The 16142-nt window shown below is 70.2% G+C and carries 17 protein-coding genes; 12 read left to right on the top strand and 5 right to left on the bottom strand.

The features are described from left to right. The first annotated feature begins 225 nt into the window (after positions 1 to 225). From OG331_RS24000 to OG331_RS23985, 4 genes are read left to right on the top strand one after another with little or no spacing between them, the layout of a single operon-like run. Positions 226 to 531 carry a hypothetical protein gene (locus OG331_RS24000; RefSeq protein WP_406199579.1) on the top strand — a complete coding sequence of 102 codons (306 nt, stop codon included), beginning with the start codon at positions 226 to 228 and terminating at the stop codon, positions 529 to 531. A 9-nt stretch (positions 532 to 540) separates the two neighbouring features. Then, positions 541 to 1842, top strand: coding sequence for a hypothetical protein (locus tag OG331_RS23995; RefSeq protein WP_406199577.1), 1302 nt, complete (start codon positions 541 to 543; stop codon positions 1840 to 1842). Then, on the top strand, positions 1839 to 2627 hold the full coding sequence (locus OG331_RS23990) for a hypothetical protein (protein WP_406199575.1): 789 nt from the start codon (positions 1839 to 1841) through the stop codon (positions 2625 to 2627). Before OG331_RS23995 ends, OG331_RS23990 begins: the two co-directional genes overlap by 4 nt. Before the next feature lie 12 nt (positions 2628 to 2639). Then, entirely contained in the window at positions 2640 to 3257 is a 618-nt protein-coding gene (locus OG331_RS23985) for a hypothetical protein (RefSeq protein ID WP_406199573.1), read from the top strand. 21 nt (positions 3258 to 3278) lie between these two features. Here the strand turns inward: OG331_RS23985 and OG331_RS23980 are convergent, their stop codons facing one another. Next, positions 3279 to 4565, bottom strand: a complete 1287-nt coding sequence (locus tag OG331_RS23980) for an FG-GAP repeat domain-containing protein (protein WP_406199571.1) — start codon at positions 4563 to 4565, stop codon at positions 3279 to 3281. Between the two features lie 248 nt (positions 4566 to 4813). Between OG331_RS23980 and OG331_RS23975 the strand changes: the two genes are divergently transcribed. Further along, positions 4814 to 5491, top strand: coding sequence for a DUF5701 family protein (locus OG331_RS23975; protein ID WP_406199569.1), 678 nt, complete (start codon positions 4814 to 4816; stop codon positions 5489 to 5491). A 57-nt stretch (positions 5492 to 5548) separates the two neighbouring features. Then, positions 5549 to 6034, top strand: coding sequence for a MarR family winged helix-turn-helix transcriptional regulator (locus tag OG331_RS23970; RefSeq protein ID WP_406199567.1), 486 nt, complete (start codon positions 5549 to 5551; stop codon positions 6032 to 6034). 160 nt (positions 6035 to 6194) lie between these two features. Here OG331_RS23970 and OG331_RS23965 read toward each other — a convergent pair whose 3' ends face one another. Next, entirely contained in the window at positions 6195 to 6845 is a 651-nt protein-coding gene (locus tag OG331_RS23965) for an FMN-dependent NADH-azoreductase (RefSeq protein WP_406199564.1), read from the bottom strand. Positions 6846 to 7000: 155 nt separating this feature from the next. On the opposite strand from OG331_RS23965, the gene OG331_RS23960 reads away from it, so the two are divergent. Beyond that, positions 7001 to 7669 (top strand): nitroreductase, encoded by a 669-nt coding sequence (locus tag OG331_RS23960; protein WP_406199561.1) that lies wholly within the window; start codon positions 7001 to 7003, stop codon positions 7667 to 7669. 37 nt (positions 7670 to 7706) lie between these two features. On the opposite strand, the gene OG331_RS23955 is transcribed toward OG331_RS23960, so the two are convergent. Further along, complete coding sequence (locus OG331_RS23955; RefSeq protein WP_406199559.1) at positions 7707 to 8210, bottom strand: GNAT family N-acetyltransferase; 504 nt, start codon at positions 8208 to 8210, stop codon at positions 7707 to 7709. 83 nt (positions 8211 to 8293) lie between these two features. On the opposite strand from OG331_RS23955, the gene OG331_RS23950 reads away from it, so the two are divergent. The 4 genes from OG331_RS23950 to OG331_RS23935 all read left to right on the top strand — a co-directional run bounded on the left by OG331_RS23950 (position 8294) and on the right by OG331_RS23935 (position 12106). Further along, complete coding sequence (locus tag OG331_RS23950; RefSeq protein WP_406199557.1) at positions 8294 to 8905, top strand: Chromate resistance protein ChrB; 612 nt, start codon at positions 8294 to 8296, stop codon at positions 8903 to 8905. Between the two features lie 44 nt (positions 8906 to 8949). Next, positions 8950 to 10128 carry an MFS transporter gene (locus OG331_RS23945; RefSeq protein WP_406210234.1) on the top strand — a complete coding sequence of 393 codons (1179 nt, stop codon included), beginning with the start codon at positions 8950 to 8952 and terminating at the stop codon, positions 10126 to 10128. 162 nt (positions 10129 to 10290) lie between these two features. Continuing rightward, positions 10291 to 10908, top strand: a complete 618-nt coding sequence (locus OG331_RS23940) for a dihydrofolate reductase family protein (RefSeq protein WP_406199554.1) — start codon at positions 10291 to 10293, stop codon at positions 10906 to 10908. Between the two features lie 478 nt (positions 10909 to 11386). Beyond that, on the top strand, positions 11387 to 12106 hold the full coding sequence (locus OG331_RS23935) for a DUF2637 domain-containing protein (RefSeq protein WP_406199552.1): 720 nt from the start codon (positions 11387 to 11389) through the stop codon (positions 12104 to 12106). A gap of 18 nt (positions 12107 to 12124) precedes the next feature. On the opposite strand, the gene OG331_RS23930 is transcribed toward OG331_RS23935, so the two are convergent. Together OG331_RS23930 and OG331_RS23925 are read right to left on the bottom strand one after the other, a co-directional pair. Continuing rightward, positions 12125 to 12430 (bottom strand): zinc-ribbon domain-containing protein, encoded by a 306-nt coding sequence (locus OG331_RS23930; RefSeq protein WP_406199550.1) that lies wholly within the window; start codon positions 12428 to 12430, stop codon positions 12125 to 12127. A 121-nt stretch (positions 12431 to 12551) separates the two neighbouring features. Beyond that, entirely contained in the window at positions 12552 to 14846 is a 2295-nt protein-coding gene (locus OG331_RS23925) for a (Fe-S)-binding protein (RefSeq protein ID WP_406199548.1), read from the bottom strand. Positions 14847 to 15050: 204 nt separating this feature from the next. Between OG331_RS23925 and OG331_RS23920 the strand changes: the two genes are divergently transcribed. After that, positions 15051 to 16115 (top strand): MraY family glycosyltransferase, encoded by a 1065-nt coding sequence (locus OG331_RS23920; RefSeq protein WP_406199544.1) that lies wholly within the window; start codon positions 15051 to 15053, stop codon positions 16113 to 16115. Positions 16116 to 16142: the final 27 nt, after the last annotated feature.

Below are 16142 nucleotides of genomic sequence, written 5' to 3'. Positions count from 1 at the left end.
GGTGTGAGGGTTGTACGTGAGTTCGAGAAACTTCTGAGGTCCCCGGTGCGGCGCCGCCGCCCGCGATTCCGGTCACTCCCCACGCGTCTGCCGAGGTGGGGCGTTTCGTGCGGATTCCGTGACCCCTTGGGGGTCCCTTCACCCCTCCATGGCATCATCGGGCCCATTCGGCCACCGGCTGTCGTTTGCCGATGCGACTGCGAAGCGTGAACGGGGAGAAATCGCGTGGGGGACCACTTCAAGACCGATATCGAGCAGCTTGCCGCGTTCACCAAGGACCTCAACGGCGCCAACGAGTCCCTTGAGCAGGTGCGAACCGCGCTGCAGCACGTGCGGTCGGACCAGATCGGGACGGCGGAGCTGGACGAGGCCTGCGACACGTTCCAGGAGCGCTGGAAGTACGGCAACGAGCAGATCCGCGAGCGCATCGGCAAGCTCACCGAGGGGCTCCAGAAGAACACGGACAACTACCGCGAAGTGGAGACCTCCCTGGAGGAGAGCTTCAAGCGGGCCGCGGCTGCGGGGAAGTGACTGATCGCGATGGCACAGAATCCCTACGTCCACCTCGGCTGGAACCCCGTGCCGGGCGAGCCCGGCGAGGTCGAGAAGCTCCGCACCCAGCTCGTGAACTCGGCGAGCGCGCTGCAGACGGCGTACCAGAAGATCGACAAGCTGCTCGGCGAGTCCAGTTTCTGGGAGGGCGACGCCGCCGTCGGCTTCCGTGAGGCCCTCGACGGCGATCTGCCGAAGTACATGAAGGACGCCCACAAGTCGCTGACCCTGGCCGCGGGCCACCTGGGCAGCTGGCACGGCGGGCTGACCGGTCGGCGCGAGCTGGCGCACAAGTACGACGTCGAGGCGGCCGACCACAAGGGCGACCTGAAGACCGCCGACGCCCGGCACGACACGGCGAAGCAGGACCCCGACCTGAAGCTCGCGGGGCAGACCTTCCAGGAGGGCCCCGAGCTGGAGTCCGCCCAGGCCCGCCTGAACGCCGCGAACACCCGGCTCAGCGATGCCGTCACCGCGGTGAACAACGCGCAGGGCGCCCTCGACGACGTACTGCGCAAGGCGCGCGAGCTGGAGGGGACGCACGAGGCGGAGGCGCGGGACCTCGCGAAGAAGCTGAAGGACGCCACGAACGATCTGGCACCCGAGGAGCCGGGGTGGCTGAGCAAGGCCCTCAGCTGGATCGGGGACAACCTCACCAACATCCTGAGTGTGCTGGCGGCGGTGGCGGGGTTGCTGGCGCTGTTGTGCACGGGGCCGTTCGGGATCGCGATGCTGCTGGCGGCGGGTGCGCTGAGCCTGGCGACGATGGGGTCCCGGCTGGCGGATCCGAAGGTGCGGGCGTCGCTGGCGGACGGCTTCACCAAGGGTGAGTTCGACTCCGACTTCTGGGAGAACTCCATCGGCCTCGTCGGTGACGCGCTGGGTGCGGTGCCGGCTGTGGGTGCCGTGACGCGCGGCCTCAACGGGGCGGTTCAGTCGACCCGTTTTGCGAGCGAGTCGGTGAGCGTGGGCCAGTTCCTCGGCCGGTTCGGCGATGACACCGTCACGGCCGCCGGACGGCTGATGCCCGCCACGACCGACGCCGGGCCCATCGGGAACCTGATCGTCCGGGGCGTGGGCGGCGGCGAAGGCCTCACCAAGGCGCTGGCCTACGCCTCTCCGATCGCCGGCGTCGGGACGGCCGGCTTCGGTCTCGCGGCCGACCAGATCGACGCGCTCAAGCCCGGCAAGGACGGGGCCACCGGCGTCGACGGCGGCCGCGCGGGCCTCTTCGACGCGCCCGGTGCGCTCGGCCCGATCCAGGCCACGCTGCGGGCGGTGCTGCGATGACGGAGCAGACGGAGCAGACCGAGCAGACGGAGCAGACCCAGCAGACGGAGCACGCAGCCGAGAGGCCGCTGCGCCTGGTCATCGACGACTCGGCCCGGGACAGCAGCGCAAAGCTCTGGTACGCGCTGCCCGACGGCTATCTCGACGTACCGCTCGAAGCGCTCGATCCGGCGCCGGGAACCGAGTACGAAGAGCAGTTCGCGAACGTCATGGCCCTGATCCTGGCCAGTGCGCCCGAGGAGCAGCGCGACCGCTACGTGGGCGCGCTGCGGGACATGCGGTTCGTGGTGGCGCAGATGCGCAGCGAGGGCGTCATCGGCTGCTCCCTCGGCATGCACTTCGCCGGCGACGGCTCCTCGGCCATGTCCACGGTCACGGTCGCCCTGCGCGACGTCGAGTGGGCGCCCCCGAAGCTCACCGCGGTCCGGGCGGTCTCCTTGCGGGAGAGCGCGGTGAACGTCAAGCTCCTGACGCTGCCCGGCGGTCGGCCCGGCTCGGTGAGTGACACGCTGGTGACCACGCCGGCCATGGCGGGGATGCCCGCGCAGGACCTCTATCAGTGCGACGTGTACATCCCCGCGCCGTCCGGTACGCAGCTGGCGGTCCTCACGCTGAGCACGACCTCCGTGTCCGCGCGTGCGCACTACCGTGAGTGGATGGAGGCCATCGCGCACACCGTGGCCTTCCACGACCCGCTGCCGGACATCGAGCGGACCGTGCAGGGCGACGGACCGGACGCGGACCCCGACCGCATCAACACCACCATCACGGCCGACTTCGGATGACCAGGTGAGCGCATGAGTACGTACTCGACGCAGAGCGGCTTCGACGGCCCGGTGGCGTGGGACACGCCCGGCACCAGCAGTGGCCTGGCCCGCGCGGTCGCGGCCCAGCTGGCCAAGTTCCTCGGCTGGGTGGCCCTTTGGTGGGCCGCGCTGTATGTCACGATCGTGCTGCTGCCCGTGGCGGCCGTGGTGCCCATGGTCCTGGTGCTCGCCGTGCTCGTGTTCAACGCCGTGTTGTCCCTCGGCAGGCTCTTCCGGTTCCGGCGGGTGCTCCGCATCCTGCGGGTCTATCCATGGCGGCAGCAGCGGGGTGCCGTCCGGATCACGAAGGGCAAGGACGCGGTCTTCGTGCTCCCGGATCCCGACAAGCCCGAGACGACGGTGTCGCTGAAGGCGGCTGCGGGACTGTTCAGGTCCCTGACCCGCCAGTCCATGAAGGACTACGACGAGGAACTCCGGTACGCGGGTGACCCGCGCTTCGCCTGCGTGGTGGCGGGGCCCGGCCTGCGTGGGCTCAGCTACCTTGCCCAGCCCACCGCCTACAACCACCGCACGTCCCCCCGCCGCAAGGGCCTCAGCCCCGAAGCCCGCCGCCGCGCTCGCGCCATCGGCGCCCGGGTGGCCGACTGACGGGGGCGGACGTCGGCCCGGCTAGCGTGCCAGGAACTCCGAGCTGGAGAACCGCACCGACGGCTCCGCCGCCACCAGCCCCTTCTTCACGCCCGGATACACCGCCACCGTGTCCTTCGTCTCGCCGGCATACGTCCGCACCACCAGGTCCGCCCGCCCGTCCCCGTCGAAGTCGGCGGCCGTCACGACGCGCGTGGTGCCCCGGGCGGGCGGCTTCACCGTCACCATGCCCGCCGCGGTGAGTCCTGCCGTACGACCGCGGAGGATCCGCAACTCGCTCCCGCTGGACAGGAGTTCGCTCTGCCCGTCACCGTCGAAGTCGGCGGCGTCGAGTACCGAGCCAGGGGTGGCGAGGGTGCCGCGGGCGGTGGCTGCCGGGAGGTCGTAGCGCAGGGACGTTCCGTCCATCGTGCCGATCGCCGCGTCGAGGGCCGCCTTGCCCTTGCCGAAGGTGCCGAGAGCCACGTCGATGCCGGTCGGGAGGGTCGCGCCGGTCCGGGTCGGTCCGGTCGGGCCGCCGAGGACGAGTGATGACGTGCCCGCGCCCTCCGTCGTACGGACCACCAGGTCGTCGTATCCGTCGTCGTTCACGTCGGCCGCCGGGCCCGAGGGGGCGTTCCCGGGGGCCTCGACGGGGGCACCCGCCGCGCGTGGAGCGCCCTTGCGGGTGAACGGGCCGCGCAGGAAGCTCAGTTGGCCGCCGGAGGCGTGGACTACGAGGTCCTGCGCGTCGTCGCCGTCGAAGTCGCCGCACACGGGCTGGTCGGGCCAGTCCTTGCCGGCGCGGGCGCGGGCCGGGATCGCGAGCTTGACCGCTTTGCCGGTGAGGCCGTTCGGGGAGCCGTAGAGGATCTGCAACGGCACCGGGGGCTGCCCCTGGCCGTCGTAGGGCGGGTCGGTGGAGACGACCAGGTCGGTGAAGCCGTCGCCGTCCAGGTCACAGGTCGCCTCCGCGTCGAAGGCGGCCGGGAACCGGCCCTTGGTCGGGGCCGCCTGGCGGCGCGGACTGAGCAACTGCCGCGCGCCCGGGGTCAGTCCGCGCTCGCCGCCGTAGACGATGCCGATGCCCGCGTCGTCGGCATGGGCCTGCGCCTTGACCAGGTCGTTGAGGACCAGGTCGCGGTGGCCGTCGCCGTTGAAGTCGGCGGGCGTCCTGCTGCCCTTGCCGTGCGGGACGGGGAGCCGGGCGGGGGCGTCGGCTATGTGGACGGGGGTGTGGCGGGCCGGCTCGGCGTCGTCGTGCGGGGTGGGGCCGCAGGCCGTGAGGGGGAGGGCGAGGGCGCAGAGGGTGGCGATCGTGCCGGTCACGGCCGCTCTGCTCTTCCCGGTTCTTCGCGCGCGCACCGCTCACCTCGTCAGCACCTGGGGCAACAACTGGGTAATGATGCACGCGTTCGAGATGGGGCGACAGACCTGTGCGGGGATGGGGTGCGGGGGATGTGCGGTCTGGCTGAAAGTGTCCGCAGGGCGGGATGCGAACGCAGGGAACGTTTCCGGCGGGACTTGGCGTTGACCTCAGGACTGCTGCTGCGCCGAACCAGGAACCTGGGGGGACCATGCCCGATATCGCGCCCGACGCCACTGTGACCGCCCTCCCGCCGCTCGCCGCCCAGGCGGCACGCCTGATCGAGCTCGGGGTGCATGAGCTCGCGGGGATACCGGCCCACGAGCTGCGTACCTTCGCGGAGAACGCCGGGGGCGCCGACGGCGATGCGCTCCTCGCCGTCCACCCCGACCGCGCCCCCGCGTCCGCCCTCGCCCCGCTGCTCCGCCGGGACGGCAAGCCCGGCTTCGTCGTCGTCGACATGCCCGACGTCGATGACTTCGTCCCTGACATCGTCGAGCTGCCCGACGCGCCGCTCTACGTCGTCACCGGCCTCGACCGCGGCGACCGCATGGCCAACTGGAGCCCGGAGGAGGCGCTGCCGGCCCTGACCGAGGAGGGCCGCAGCCCGCTGCTGCTCACCGAGGGCATCCACTGGGTGCTCCAGCAGCCGGCGATCCTCGAGCGCAACCGCTGCTTCATGACCATCGGCTCCCGCCTGCGCAAGCCGAACGGCACCCTGGACGCCCGGACTCCGGCGATCTGGATCAGCAACGGCACGGGACGCGACGGCCGCGAGCGGCGCAATGCCCCGAAGGTCGGCTGGTGTTGGTGGGGCAACCGTCATACGTGGCTGGGGTTCGGATCGGCGACGGGCCGTGGCAGCGGGGTACAGCCGCAGGAGTCGTAGCCGCATTCGTTTCAGTTGATACCGTTTCGAGTGAATCGGCCGCTGTAGTGTGGCCTCATGCCCGCCGACGTTCCCGCTGTGCCCGCCGCCTCGCGTGCGACCGACCGCCCCGGTGACGGGTCGCCGTTCGCTCTCGGTCTGCTGCTGCGCCGGGCGCACTGGCGCGCGCAGACGGTGATGACGGAGGCGCTGAGGCCGCTCGGCATCGAGTTGCGGCATTTCGCCGTGCTGATCGTGCTGGTGGACCGCGGGCCCACGGTGCAGCGGGACCTGGCGACGGCCACCGGGACGGACAAGGCCGGAATCATGCGGGTCGTGGACGACCTGGAGCGCAAGGGGCTGGCCGTACGCAAGGCCGTTCACGGAGACCGTCGGGTGCGGGCGGTGGAGATCACGCCTCAGGGCATCGAGCTCTTCGACGCGGCCCACGTGGCGGCGGAGCCGCGGGCCGAGCGCCTGGTCGGCGGACTGCGGCCGGGCGAGGCCGAGCAGTTGAGGGATCTGCTGACCCGGTTCGCCTATCCGGCGGACGACGAGGCCTGAGCGCACCGGCCCACTCGCCGACCGGTCCACTCGCCGACCGGCGTACCCGCCGACCGGCGTACCCGCCGACCGGCGTACCCGCCGACCGGCGTACCCGTCGACCGGCGCATCGCAGCGCGCCCGTCGGCGGGTACGCCGTGTGCCGTCCCCGGCGAAGGCGTCACGCGGCGAGGCGCTCCGCGAGTTCCTTGGCCTTGGCGGCCGCGTCCGCGAAAGCGCGCGTGCGGGAGGCCTCGTAGAGGGGGACCAGTTCGGACATGGCCGGGTTGCGGGGGGCCATGGTGAGTTCCGGGACGATGAAGTCGAGGTCCAGGCCGAGCGTGCGCTTCAGGACGACTTCCAGGTAGTTCTGCACGAACTCGAAGCCTTCGCGCGGGGTGCCCGGTGCGTATGAGCCGCCGCGGCTGGCGATGACGGTGACCGGGGTGCCCTGGGCGGAGGGGTTCTCGCCCGCCGTGCGGCCGAGCAGGAGCACGTTGTCCAGCCATGCCTTGAGGGTCGACGGGATCGAGAAGTTGTGCATCGGGGCGCCGAGCAGGACGGCGTCCGCCGCCTCCAGTTCCTCGATGAGCTTCACCCGCTCGGCGAACGCGGCGGACTGCTCCGTGGTGCGCTCAGACGGGTCGGCGTAGCCGGCGGACCAGGCGGTGGCCGTGATGTGCGGGACGGGATCGGCGGCGAGGTCGCGGTAGATCACCGTGCCCTTCGGGTGCTGCTCCTCCCAGGCCGTACGGAAGGCGGCCGCGACCGAACGGGACGAGGACGCCTCGCCGGGGAGCACGGACGAGTCGATGTGCAGCAGCGTGGCCATGGGCTTTCTCCAAGGGGGGTGCCCGAGGCGGGGGTTGCCAGGGGCTGACGGGCATGGCTTGAGATCGACCATAGTTAAACACGAGACGGTATCGAATGATACCGTCGCGACTGCAACGGAGACGGACGCACCGAGCAAAGAGGAGGCAGGCGACCTTGGACGTCTACGAGGCGGTCACGAGCCGACGGGCCGTGCGCGGATTCACCGATCGGCAGGTCCCGAGGGAGGTGCTGGCCCGCGTGCTGACCGCCGCGGCCTGGACCCCGTCGGCGTCGAACGTCCAGCCGTGGCACGCCTATGTGCTGACCGGCGCACCGCTGGCCGAGCTCAAGAAGCGTGCCGGCGAACGCGTGGTTTCGGGCGACCCCTGGGACGAGCCGGAGTACGAGCAGTACCCGCCCGATCTGAAGTCCCCTTACCGCGAACGCCGGTTCGCGTTCGGCGAGCAGCGCTACGGCGGACTCGGCATCCCACGCGAGGACCTGGAGGCGCGCCAGCGGGCCGCTGCCGCGAACTGGGACTGCTTCGGCGCGCCCGCCGCCCTGTTCTGCTACCTCGACCGTGACATGGGCCCGGCGCAGTGGTCCGACGTCGGCATGTATCTGCAGACCGTCATGCTGCTGCTGCGCGCCGAAGGGCTGCACAGCTGCACGCAGATGGCGTGGGCGAAGTACCGCAAGACCGTCGCGGAGGTGCTGGCGCCGCCGACCGAGCTCATCCTCTTCTGCGGCATGTCGATCGGATTCGAGGACGTCACCGTGCGGGACCCCCGCACGGGCCGGGCTCCACTCGACGAGACGGTCACCTTCGTCCACGGCCGCTGACATCCCGTCATGTCCTGGACGCCCGACGGCGACACCGCTACGGCGACTGGCTCTCCCGGCCGCTCGCACCGGCTGCTCCGGTCGGCGCGCGCACCATGAACACGTCCACCGCATCCTCGGTCTCGATGGTGAACCCGTGCCGCTCGTAGAGCCGTCGGGCCGGGCTGCCCTGCAGTACGTTCAGCCGGACGAGGACACCGTCGCGGTCACAAGACTCCATCAGTTCGCGCAACACGTCCGAACCGATACCCCGGCCCTGGAGGTGCGGGGCCAGGTAGAAGTGTTCCAGCCATTGCTCCTGCGACCGCCCCGGCCATGGGCCGTCCTCGGCCGGTCGCAGCGCCACGCAGCCGGCAAAGACCTCGCCCGTCTCGATCACCCAGGTGTGCGCCGGGTCGAATCCGTCCCGCAGCCGCTGCCGCACCCGGCGCTCGTCGTAGCGCCCGAGCCGCTCCAGATCCGCCCGCAGCACCACGGCACGCAACTCGGCCACCGCCTCGACGTCGTGCGCCGAGGCCGGCCGAAGCCCCCAGTCCGCCATGATCGCCACGCTATCGCGCAGGGCTCCGGCCGGCGTCAGGGGTCCGTCGCGCCGCTCAGTAAGGCGCCGTGGGAGAACACATCATGGATGTAACGGCTGCTACATTCACCCATGTGACCGATGTGACTGATACCGACGTGCGCTGGATCGTCCTCGTCATCAAGGTTCCGGCCGAACCCTCCCGGCACCGGGTCGCCGTCTGGCGTGAGCTGCGGAAGATCGGTGCGCTGTCGCTCGGGCAGGGCGTCTGGGGCGTACCGGACGTGCCGGTGTTCGGCGACGGGATCGCCCGGGCGCTGGAGCTGACCGAACGGGCCGGGGGCGAGGCGGTGTCGCTGGCGGCCACCGGGCGTGGCGCGCAGGACGGGCAGCGGTTGCGGACGATGTTCACGGCCGCCCGGTCCGCCGACTGGGCCGAATTCCTCGCCGACTGCGGCAAGTTCGAGCAGGAGCTGGCCAAGGAGATCCGCATCGCCAAGTTCACCCTGGCCGAACTGGAGGAGGAGGAGCAGTCGTTGGAGCGGCTGCGCCGCTGGCACCGGGATCTGACGGCCCGGGACGTGTTCGGCGCCCCCGAGGCCGTCACGGCCGGCGAGCGGCTCAAGGACTGCACGGCCGCCTGCGAGGACTACGCCGAGCGCGTCTTCGCCGCCCTGCACCGGACACCGGTGTCCGAGGAGGGGACGGGCACTTGACCGCGACACCGGCGCCGGCCCGACAAACAGCCCCCGCCCACCAGATGTGGCCCCTGTACGCCGCCGGCTTCACCACCGCCTTCGGTGCGCACGGCATCGCCGCCAGCCTCGGCGGCCACTCCGACGACGCGGTGACCTCCCTGCTCGTCCTGGGCGGCCTGCTCGCCCTGTACGACGGCGCCGAGGTCCTCCTCAAGCCGCTGTTCGGGACGCTCGCCGACCGGGTCGGCGCCCGCCCGGTGCTGCTCGGCGGCCTCGTCGCGTTCGCGCTCGCCTCCGCCGCCTACGTCGCTGCCGACAGCCCCGGCTGGCTCTGGGCCGCCCGTCTCGGTCAGGGTGCCGCGGCCTCCGCGTTCTCGCCGTCCGCCGCCGCGCTGGTCGCCCGGCTGAACCCGGCCGCCAAACACGGGCGGGCATTCGGCAGTTACGGCTTCTACAAGTCCATCGGCTACACCCTCGGCCCGCTCCTCGGCGGGGTTCTGGTGTGGGCCGGCGGTCTGCGGCTGCTGTTCGCCGTGCTGGCGGTGCTCGGCGTGGCGGTCGCGCTCTGGGCCGCGGTCGCGGTTCCGCACGTACCGCCGTTGCCCAAGCAGCGGCAGACCGTGCTGGACCTGGGCCGGCGCCTGGCCGACCCGGCCTTCCTTCGCCCGACGGCCGCGCTGGCCGCCGCGACCGCCGCCCTCTCCGTGGGCGTCGGCTTCCTGCCGGTCTCCGGCGCCGCCGCCGGACTCGGCACGGTCGCGACCGGAGCGGCGGTCTCGGTGCTGGCGGCCTGCGCCGCCGTCGTGCAGCCGAAGGCCGGGCGGGCCCTGGACGAGGGCCGGCTCACCGTCCGCACCGGCCTCACCGCCGGGCTGACGACCACTGCGACGGGGCTGGCCTGCGCGATGCTGCCCGGCCTGGCCGGGATCCTCCTCGCCGCCGCCCTGATCGGCATCGGCACCGGCCTGATCACCCCGCTCGGCTTCGCCGCGCTGGCCGCGTCCACCCCTGCCGAACGGCTCGGCCAGACCATGGGCTCCGCCGAACTCGGCCGCGAACTCGGCGATGCGGGCGGCCCCCTCCTGGTCGCAGCCGTCGCCTCCCTGGCCACCCTCACATACGGCTACGCCACCCTGTCCCTCCTCCTGGCCGCCGGCCCGGTCCTCACCCTCGCCCTCGCCCTCGCGGCTCGGCGGCGGGCCACGCGCGGAGTCGTACGGGAGCCGTCCGGCGGAGGATGAGCCGGCGCGGCGGCGCGTGGGCCTGGGGGGAGGACGTCCGAGGGGCGTCCGCGAGCTCCCCGACCGATGAGTTCCCGCACCGCATGAGGTCAAAGGGGGTACAGACGTCCGACGTGCCCCCGGACAGGACATCCAGGGCCCCGAGCGGAAGTGGTGTGTGCGATGAAGGTGACGGTGCAGGAGTTTCTGTCGCTGGACGGTGTCTCCCAGGGGCCCGGGTCCCCGGAGGAGGACACCAGCGACGGGTTCACGCAGGGCGGCTGGTTCGTGCCGTATGCGGACGAGGAGTTCGAGCGGCTGGTCGGCAGCTGGCTCGGGGAGGCGGACGGGTTCCTGTTCGGGCGGCGTACGTACGAGAACTTCGCCAGGGACTGGCCGAAGATGACCGACCATCCGAACGCCGGGCCGCTGAACGGCCTCCCGAAGTACGTGGCCACCCACACCCTGACCAGGGCCGACTGGAACCCCACCACGATCCTGTCCGGTGATGTGCACGCCCAGGTGGCCGAGTTGAAGCAGCGGCCGGGCAGGGAGCTGCAGATCCACGGCAGCGCCCGCCTCGCCCAGTCCCTGCTGGCCGCCGGGCTGATCGACACGCTGCGGCTCGCGATCGCCCCGGTCGTGGTCGGGCAGGGCCGACGCCTGTTCCCGGACGGCGGCGCCCCCGCGGGTCTACGGCCCGTCAGCCACCGGATGACGGCGGGCGGTCTCTCCGTGCACGTCTTCGAGGCGGCGGGACTTCCGCAGTACGGGACCTATGGGGCCGCGCCCCAGCCGTGATCCCCCGCAGGTCCTCGAAAAGGAGCCCGACCCGGCGCTGCGCCGCGCCGAGCTGACCGTGGACAGCTGTGCCGCGTCGTCGGCGGCTCGGAGCGGACGGACCGGGTGACGGCGGACGGGGTGTACCTCCAGGAGGGCGAACGGCTGTGACCTGCCCGGACCAATGGAACCGGTAATCGTAAGTCCCTCGATAACACCGCATCATAAATTTGCGTTGATATTTTAGATAATCACCGTTGACGCATATTCCCCCGAATGCCAGATGTCCTGCCCTGTCCGGTGCTCGTTAGGTGGGCGTGACTTGGCATGAAAAACATGCAGCTGAGGCTCGTCCGCTCCGCTCGCTTCAGGCAGCTGATCAGACCACTGCGGAAGGCATCACGCACTGCTCGGATCTGCTTGAGGATTTTCTGAGAACCATCAGCCGGATGGAGAGCGAATATCTCCGGGCCACGATGGAAGGGGAAAAGTTCTAGCAATGAGGGCCGACTATGACGCGGTAGACGAACAGCCTCTTTATACTCAGCAGCTCGACATGCAGAACCTCTGGCATGTCCCCGATGCGACGATCTCGTCGTCGGGCGGCTGGGACCTGGACGAAGAGCTGGCCCAGATGCTGAACACCACGCAGGGCATCGATCTTTCCGCCGCTTCTGTTCCCGCTCCCGCTCCGACCCCGCCGCCGGCACACCGCGACAGGCCCCCGCCCCGCCCGGTCCATCGAAAGCGGCCTCAGCCCAGCAATAACATCCTTGCCGGAAACCCAAAGATCTTCACCGTCGGGGTCCTGGTCACACTCATCACCCTGTGTGCGGTCACGATGCTCACCTGGTCCATTTCGTATTCGTACGATCAGCTGCGCTCCATCGCGCTCCTTGTGGTGTCGCCGAATCTGGCCCATTGGTGGCCGTTGACGGTCTACGGACCGTGGCTGCTGGCGGGTCTGTCCATCCTGCGGGCTTCCGTTCAGCGTCGGACGGCCCGGCGTTCCTGGGCCGTCATGCTGATCTCCTCCGGCACCGCGGTGGCGTTGTGCATCGGCCAGTCGGCGCATTCCCTGCTTGCGATGGTGGTCGTCGGAATTCCGCCGATCACCGCCCTGGTCTGCTTTCGCGAACTCGTCGGACAGTTCTCGTCACGGCCCGGCCCCCGGCATGCCGCCGACGCGATGAACGGACCCAAGCAGCCGAAGCCGTAGGCCGAAGCCGCAGACCGATCAGGACTGGTACGGCTGCTGCGGCTGCCCGTACGGCTGCTGACCGCCGTGGGCGCCGTGCTGTCCGGCGGCGGCGGCCTGCGCCTGCAGCTGCTCCGCCTGCTCGCCGGTCACCTTCTGTTCCGCGCCGCAGAAGGTGCACTGCGTCGCGTACTTGGTCGAGACGGGGAACAGCGGGACGAAGAACAGCGTGAACTTGGTGACGCGCTTGCGCAGCGTATGCGCGGACGGGTTGCCGCAGTGGCCGCACACCAGCGTCAGTATCGCCAGCTGGTAGAGGTAGCCCTTGGTGCCGAAGATGATCACGAGGTGGTCCTTCCGGAGCGGGTTCTGCCGCAAAAGTACAGCTGTCGAGCGTACGGCGACGCCCCCAGGCCCTGCGGGGCGTGGGGGCGTCGGACTGCCGTAGGGACTGCCGTAGCGGGTGCTACTTGACCGGCTGGGGCTCCGGCTCGCTCTCCGCCTCGGCGGTGCCCGCCGGGGGCTCGTCGTCCGGGACCGGGGTCTTGACCGACTCCAGCAGCAGCTGGGCCACGTCGACGACCTGGATGGACTCCTTGGCCGTGCCATCGTTCTTCTTGCCGTTCACGGAGTCCGTGAGCATGACCAGGCAGAACGGGCAGGCCGTCGAGACGATGTCCGGGTTCACCGAGAGAGCCTCGTCGACGCGCTCGTTGTTGATGCGCTTGCCGATCCGCTCCTCCATCCACATCCGCGCACCACCGGCGCCACAGCAGAAGCCGCGCTCCTTGTGGCGGTGCATCTCCTCGTTGCGGATGCCCGGGACGCTGGCGATGATCTCGCGCGGGGGCGTGTAGATCTTGTTGTGCCGGCCCAGGTAGCAGGGGTCGTGGTAGGTGATGATGCCCTCGACCGGGGTCACCGGGACCAGCTTGCCCTCGTCCACCAGGTGCTGGAGCAGCTGGGTGTGGTGGATGACCTCGTAGTCGCCGCCGATCTGCGGGTACTCGTTGCCGATCGTGTTGAGGCAGTGCGGGCAGGTGGCGACGATCTTCTTGGCCGACTTGGGCTTGCGGGACTCCTCGGTCACCTTGCCGTCGTCGTCCATCTCCTCGCCGAACGCCATGTTCAGTGCCATGACGTTCTCCATGCCGAGCTCCTGGAACAGGGGCTCGTTGCCGAGGCGGCGGGCGGAGTCACCGGTGCACTTCTCGTCGCCGCCCATGATCGCGAACTTGACGCCCGCCATGTGCAGCAGCTCCGCGAAGGCCTTGGTGGTCTTCTTGGCGCGGTCCTCCAGGGCGCCGGCGCAGCCGACCCAGTAGAGGTACTCGACCTCGGTGAGGTCCTCGATGTCCTTGCCGACGACCGGCACCTCGAAGTCGACTTCCTTCAGCCACTCCAGGCGCTGCTTCTTCGCCAGGCCCCAGGGGTTGCCCTTCTTCTCCAGGTTCTTGAGCATCGTGCCCGCCTCGGACGGGAACGCGCTCTCGATCATCACCTGGTAGCGGCGCATGTCGACGATGTGGTCGATGTGCTCGATGTCCACCGGGCACTGCTCGACGCAGGCGCCACAGGTGGTGCAGGACCACAGGACGTCCGGGTCGATGACGCCGTTCTCCTCGGCGGTGCCGATCAGCGGACGCTCGGCCTCCGCGAGGGCGGCCGCGGGGACGTCCCTCAGCTGCTCCTCTGACGCCTTCTCCTCGCCCTCCATCGTCTTGCCGCCACCGGCCAGCAGGTACGGCGCCTTGGCGTGCGCGTGGTCGCGCAGCGACATGATCAGCAGCTTGGGGGAGAGGGGCTTGCCCGTGTTCCAGGCGGGGCACTGCGACTGGCAGCGGCCGCACTCGGTGCAGGTGGAGAAGTCCAGCAGGCCCTTCCAGGAGTACTGCTCGACCTGGGAGACACCGAAGACGTCGTCCTCACCGGGGTCGGTGAAGTCGATCGGCTTGCCGCCGGAGGTCATCGGCAGCAGCGCGCCCAGCGAGGTCCCACCGTCGGCGTTGCGCTTGAACCAGATGTTCGGGAACGCCAGGAAGCGGTGCCAGGCCACACCCATGTCGGTCTTCAGGGCGACCGTGATCATCCAGATGAAGGAGGTCGCGATCTTCACGCCGGCGAAGAAGTAGGTGAGGTTCTGGAGCGTGGAGATGTCCATGCCCTCGAACCACGACACCACCGGGTACGAGATGAAGAACGAGGCCTCGTAGCCGTCCACGTGGTGCTGGGCGCCCTCCAGCGCGTGCAGCATGAAGATGCAGACGCCGACGATGAGGATGACGCTCTCGACGAAGTACGCCTGGCCGGTGTTGGACCCGGCGAAGCGGGACTTGCGGCCGGCCTTGCCCGGACGGCTCAGCTGGCGGATCACGATCAGGGTGAGGATGCCGAGAACCGTCATGGTGCCGAGGAACTCGACGAAGACGTTGTACGGCGCCCAGTCGCCGATGACCGGCAGCATCCAGTCGGCCTTGAACAGCTGGCCGACGGCGTTGACGATCGTCAGCAGCAGCGAGAAGAAGCCCACCGCCACGAACCAGTGCGCGACACCCACGATGCCCCAGCGGTTCATCCGGGTGTGGCCGAGGAACTCCCTGGCGACGGTGACGGTGCGCTGCACCGGCTCGTCCGTGCGGGTGCCCGCGGGCACGTTCTGGCCGAGCCGCATGAAGTTGTAGATCTGAAGGATGGCGCGCGCGAACAGGGCCACGCCGACCACGATCAGAACCAGCGACACGATGATCGCGGCGAGTTGCATTTCGGGGCTCCTCGGGCCTGCGAGGGGGTGGTTCGAGGGTGTCCTCGACATTACTAAGCGGTAACTTATGCAGTCCTCTGAGACTACCCGCATCCTCCGTCGCACTGTAGCCAGGCGCGGAGTGATGTGAGTCGCTGAGGGTTGCCTTAAGAACAGATCGTGTTATTCATCCCGAAATGGTATATACGGCACTAACCTATCCCCGTGCTTTACGGGATCGCCGCCGCCACCACCGCCCTGCTGCTCGCCGCCCTCCTCGCGGCGCTGCTTCGGCTGCCCGCCCTGCGCTTCGGCATCTTGGACCGCCGGCGCCAGCGGCCGACGCCCCTGCTGGGTGGTGTCGCCGTCGCGCTCGTGACCTGCCTGGTGGCCGCCGCCGGGGAGTGGACGCGGTTCGCCCCGCTGGGCTCGGAGATCATGCGGCTGGTGATCGCCGCGGGCGCCGTCGCCGCGCTCGGGCTGGTCGCCGACGTGCGGCGGGTGAAGGCGCGGTTCCTGATCGGCGGTACGGCGGTGGCGGCGGCCTGCGTGGTGCCGTACGGCGACACCGGGATCCTGCTGGGGCTGGTGGCCGTCGGCTGGATCGTTCTCGTGGCCATCGGGTTCCAGGCGCTCGACCATGCGGACGCCCTGGCCGGCACCGTCGGGGTGCTCACCGCCTTCGGTGTCGGGATCTGTGCGGCGGCCGAGGTGATGGACGAACTCGCGGTGCTGCTCAGCGTGCTGGCCGCCGCGCTGACCGGGTTCCTCATGCACAACTGGCATCCCGCGCGGATCGGGCTCGGGGCGTGCGGGTCGCTGTTCGTCGGGTTCGTGCTGGCGGCGTCGGCCGTGATGACCCGGGCCGGGCACGATCCCTTGTCGAGCGCGGCCGTGCTCTACTCGCTCACCTCCCTCGCCACCGCCGACGTACTCCTCGTGGCGCTGTCCCGCCGGCTGGCCGGACGGCCGCTGCTGCGGGGCGGGCCCGACCATCTCGCTCATCGTTTGCGCCGGATCGGCCTCACCCCGCAGGGTGGGACCGTCCTGCTGGGGGTCGCGGGGTTCTCCGGGGTACTCGTCGGCGTCCTCGTGCACATGGGATGGATGGCGCCGTCCGCGGCGTTCTGGGTGGGGGTGGGGGTCCTCGTCACCGTCTTCGCGATGCTGCACATCAAGCCGTACGGGCCTCGGCGTCAACCCTATTTTCCCGTAGGGGGTGCGGTTCGCCCGCCCGCGCAGGCGACATCGTCGCAGGTCGGAGCCCAGTTGCGTGTAAGGAACGGATAAGAGTTGAGTGAGGTCGACTCAGCTCTG

The organism is Streptomyces sp. NBC_01017, assembly GCF_045162795.1.
In the GTDB taxonomy this organism is placed as follows: domain Bacteria; phylum Actinomycetota; class Actinomycetes; order Streptomycetales; family Streptomycetaceae; genus Streptomyces; species Streptomyces machairae.
Note: the sequence above shows the minus strand (reverse complement) of the source record. Positions and strands in the feature narration are given on the sequence as shown.

What these genes read in the sequence shown, in the direction of transcription:
- OG331_RS23950 (WP_406199557.1), top strand. Translation starts at nt 8,294, where the DNA reads ATGGATGTAACGGCTGCTACATTCACCCATGTGACCGATGTGACTGAT.
- OG331_RS23970 (WP_406199567.1), top strand. Translation starts at nt 5,549, where the DNA reads ATGCCCGCCGACGTTCCCGCTGTGCCCGCCGCCTCGCGTGCGACCGAC.
- OG331_RS23985 (WP_406199573.1), top strand. Translation starts at nt 2,640, where the DNA reads ATGAGTACGTACTCGACGCAGAGCGGCTTCGACGGCCCGGTGGCGTGG.
- OG331_RS23965 (WP_406199564.1), bottom strand. Translation starts at nt 6,845, where the DNA reads ATGGCCACGCTGCTGCACATCGACTCGTCCGTGCTCCCCGGCGAGGCG.
- OG331_RS23955 (WP_406199559.1), bottom strand. Translation starts at nt 8,210, where the DNA reads ATGGCGGACTGGGGGCTTCGGCCGGCCTCGGCGCACGACGTCGAGGCG.
- OG331_RS23975 (WP_406199569.1), top strand. Translation starts at nt 4,814, where the DNA reads ATGCCCGATATCGCGCCCGACGCCACTGTGACCGCCCTCCCGCCGCTC.
- OG331_RS23935 (WP_406199552.1), top strand. Translation starts at nt 11,387, where the DNA reads ATGAGGGCCGACTATGACGCGGTAGACGAACAGCCTCTTTATACTCAG.
- OG331_RS23995 (WP_406199577.1), top strand. Translation starts at nt 541, where the DNA reads ATGGCACAGAATCCCTACGTCCACCTCGGCTGGAACCCCGTGCCGGGC.
- OG331_RS23940 (WP_406199554.1), top strand. Translation starts at nt 10,291, where the DNA reads ATGAAGGTGACGGTGCAGGAGTTTCTGTCGCTGGACGGTGTCTCCCAG.
- OG331_RS23925 (WP_406199548.1), bottom strand. Translation starts at nt 14,846, where the DNA reads ATGCAACTCGCCGCGATCATCGTGTCGCTGGTTCTGATCGTGGTCGGC.
- OG331_RS23990 (WP_406199575.1), top strand. Translation starts at nt 1,839, where the DNA reads ATGACGGAGCAGACGGAGCAGACCGAGCAGACGGAGCAGACCCAGCAG.
- OG331_RS23945 (WP_406210234.1), top strand. Translation starts at nt 8,950, where the DNA reads ATGTGGCCCCTGTACGCCGCCGGCTTCACCACCGCCTTCGGTGCGCAC.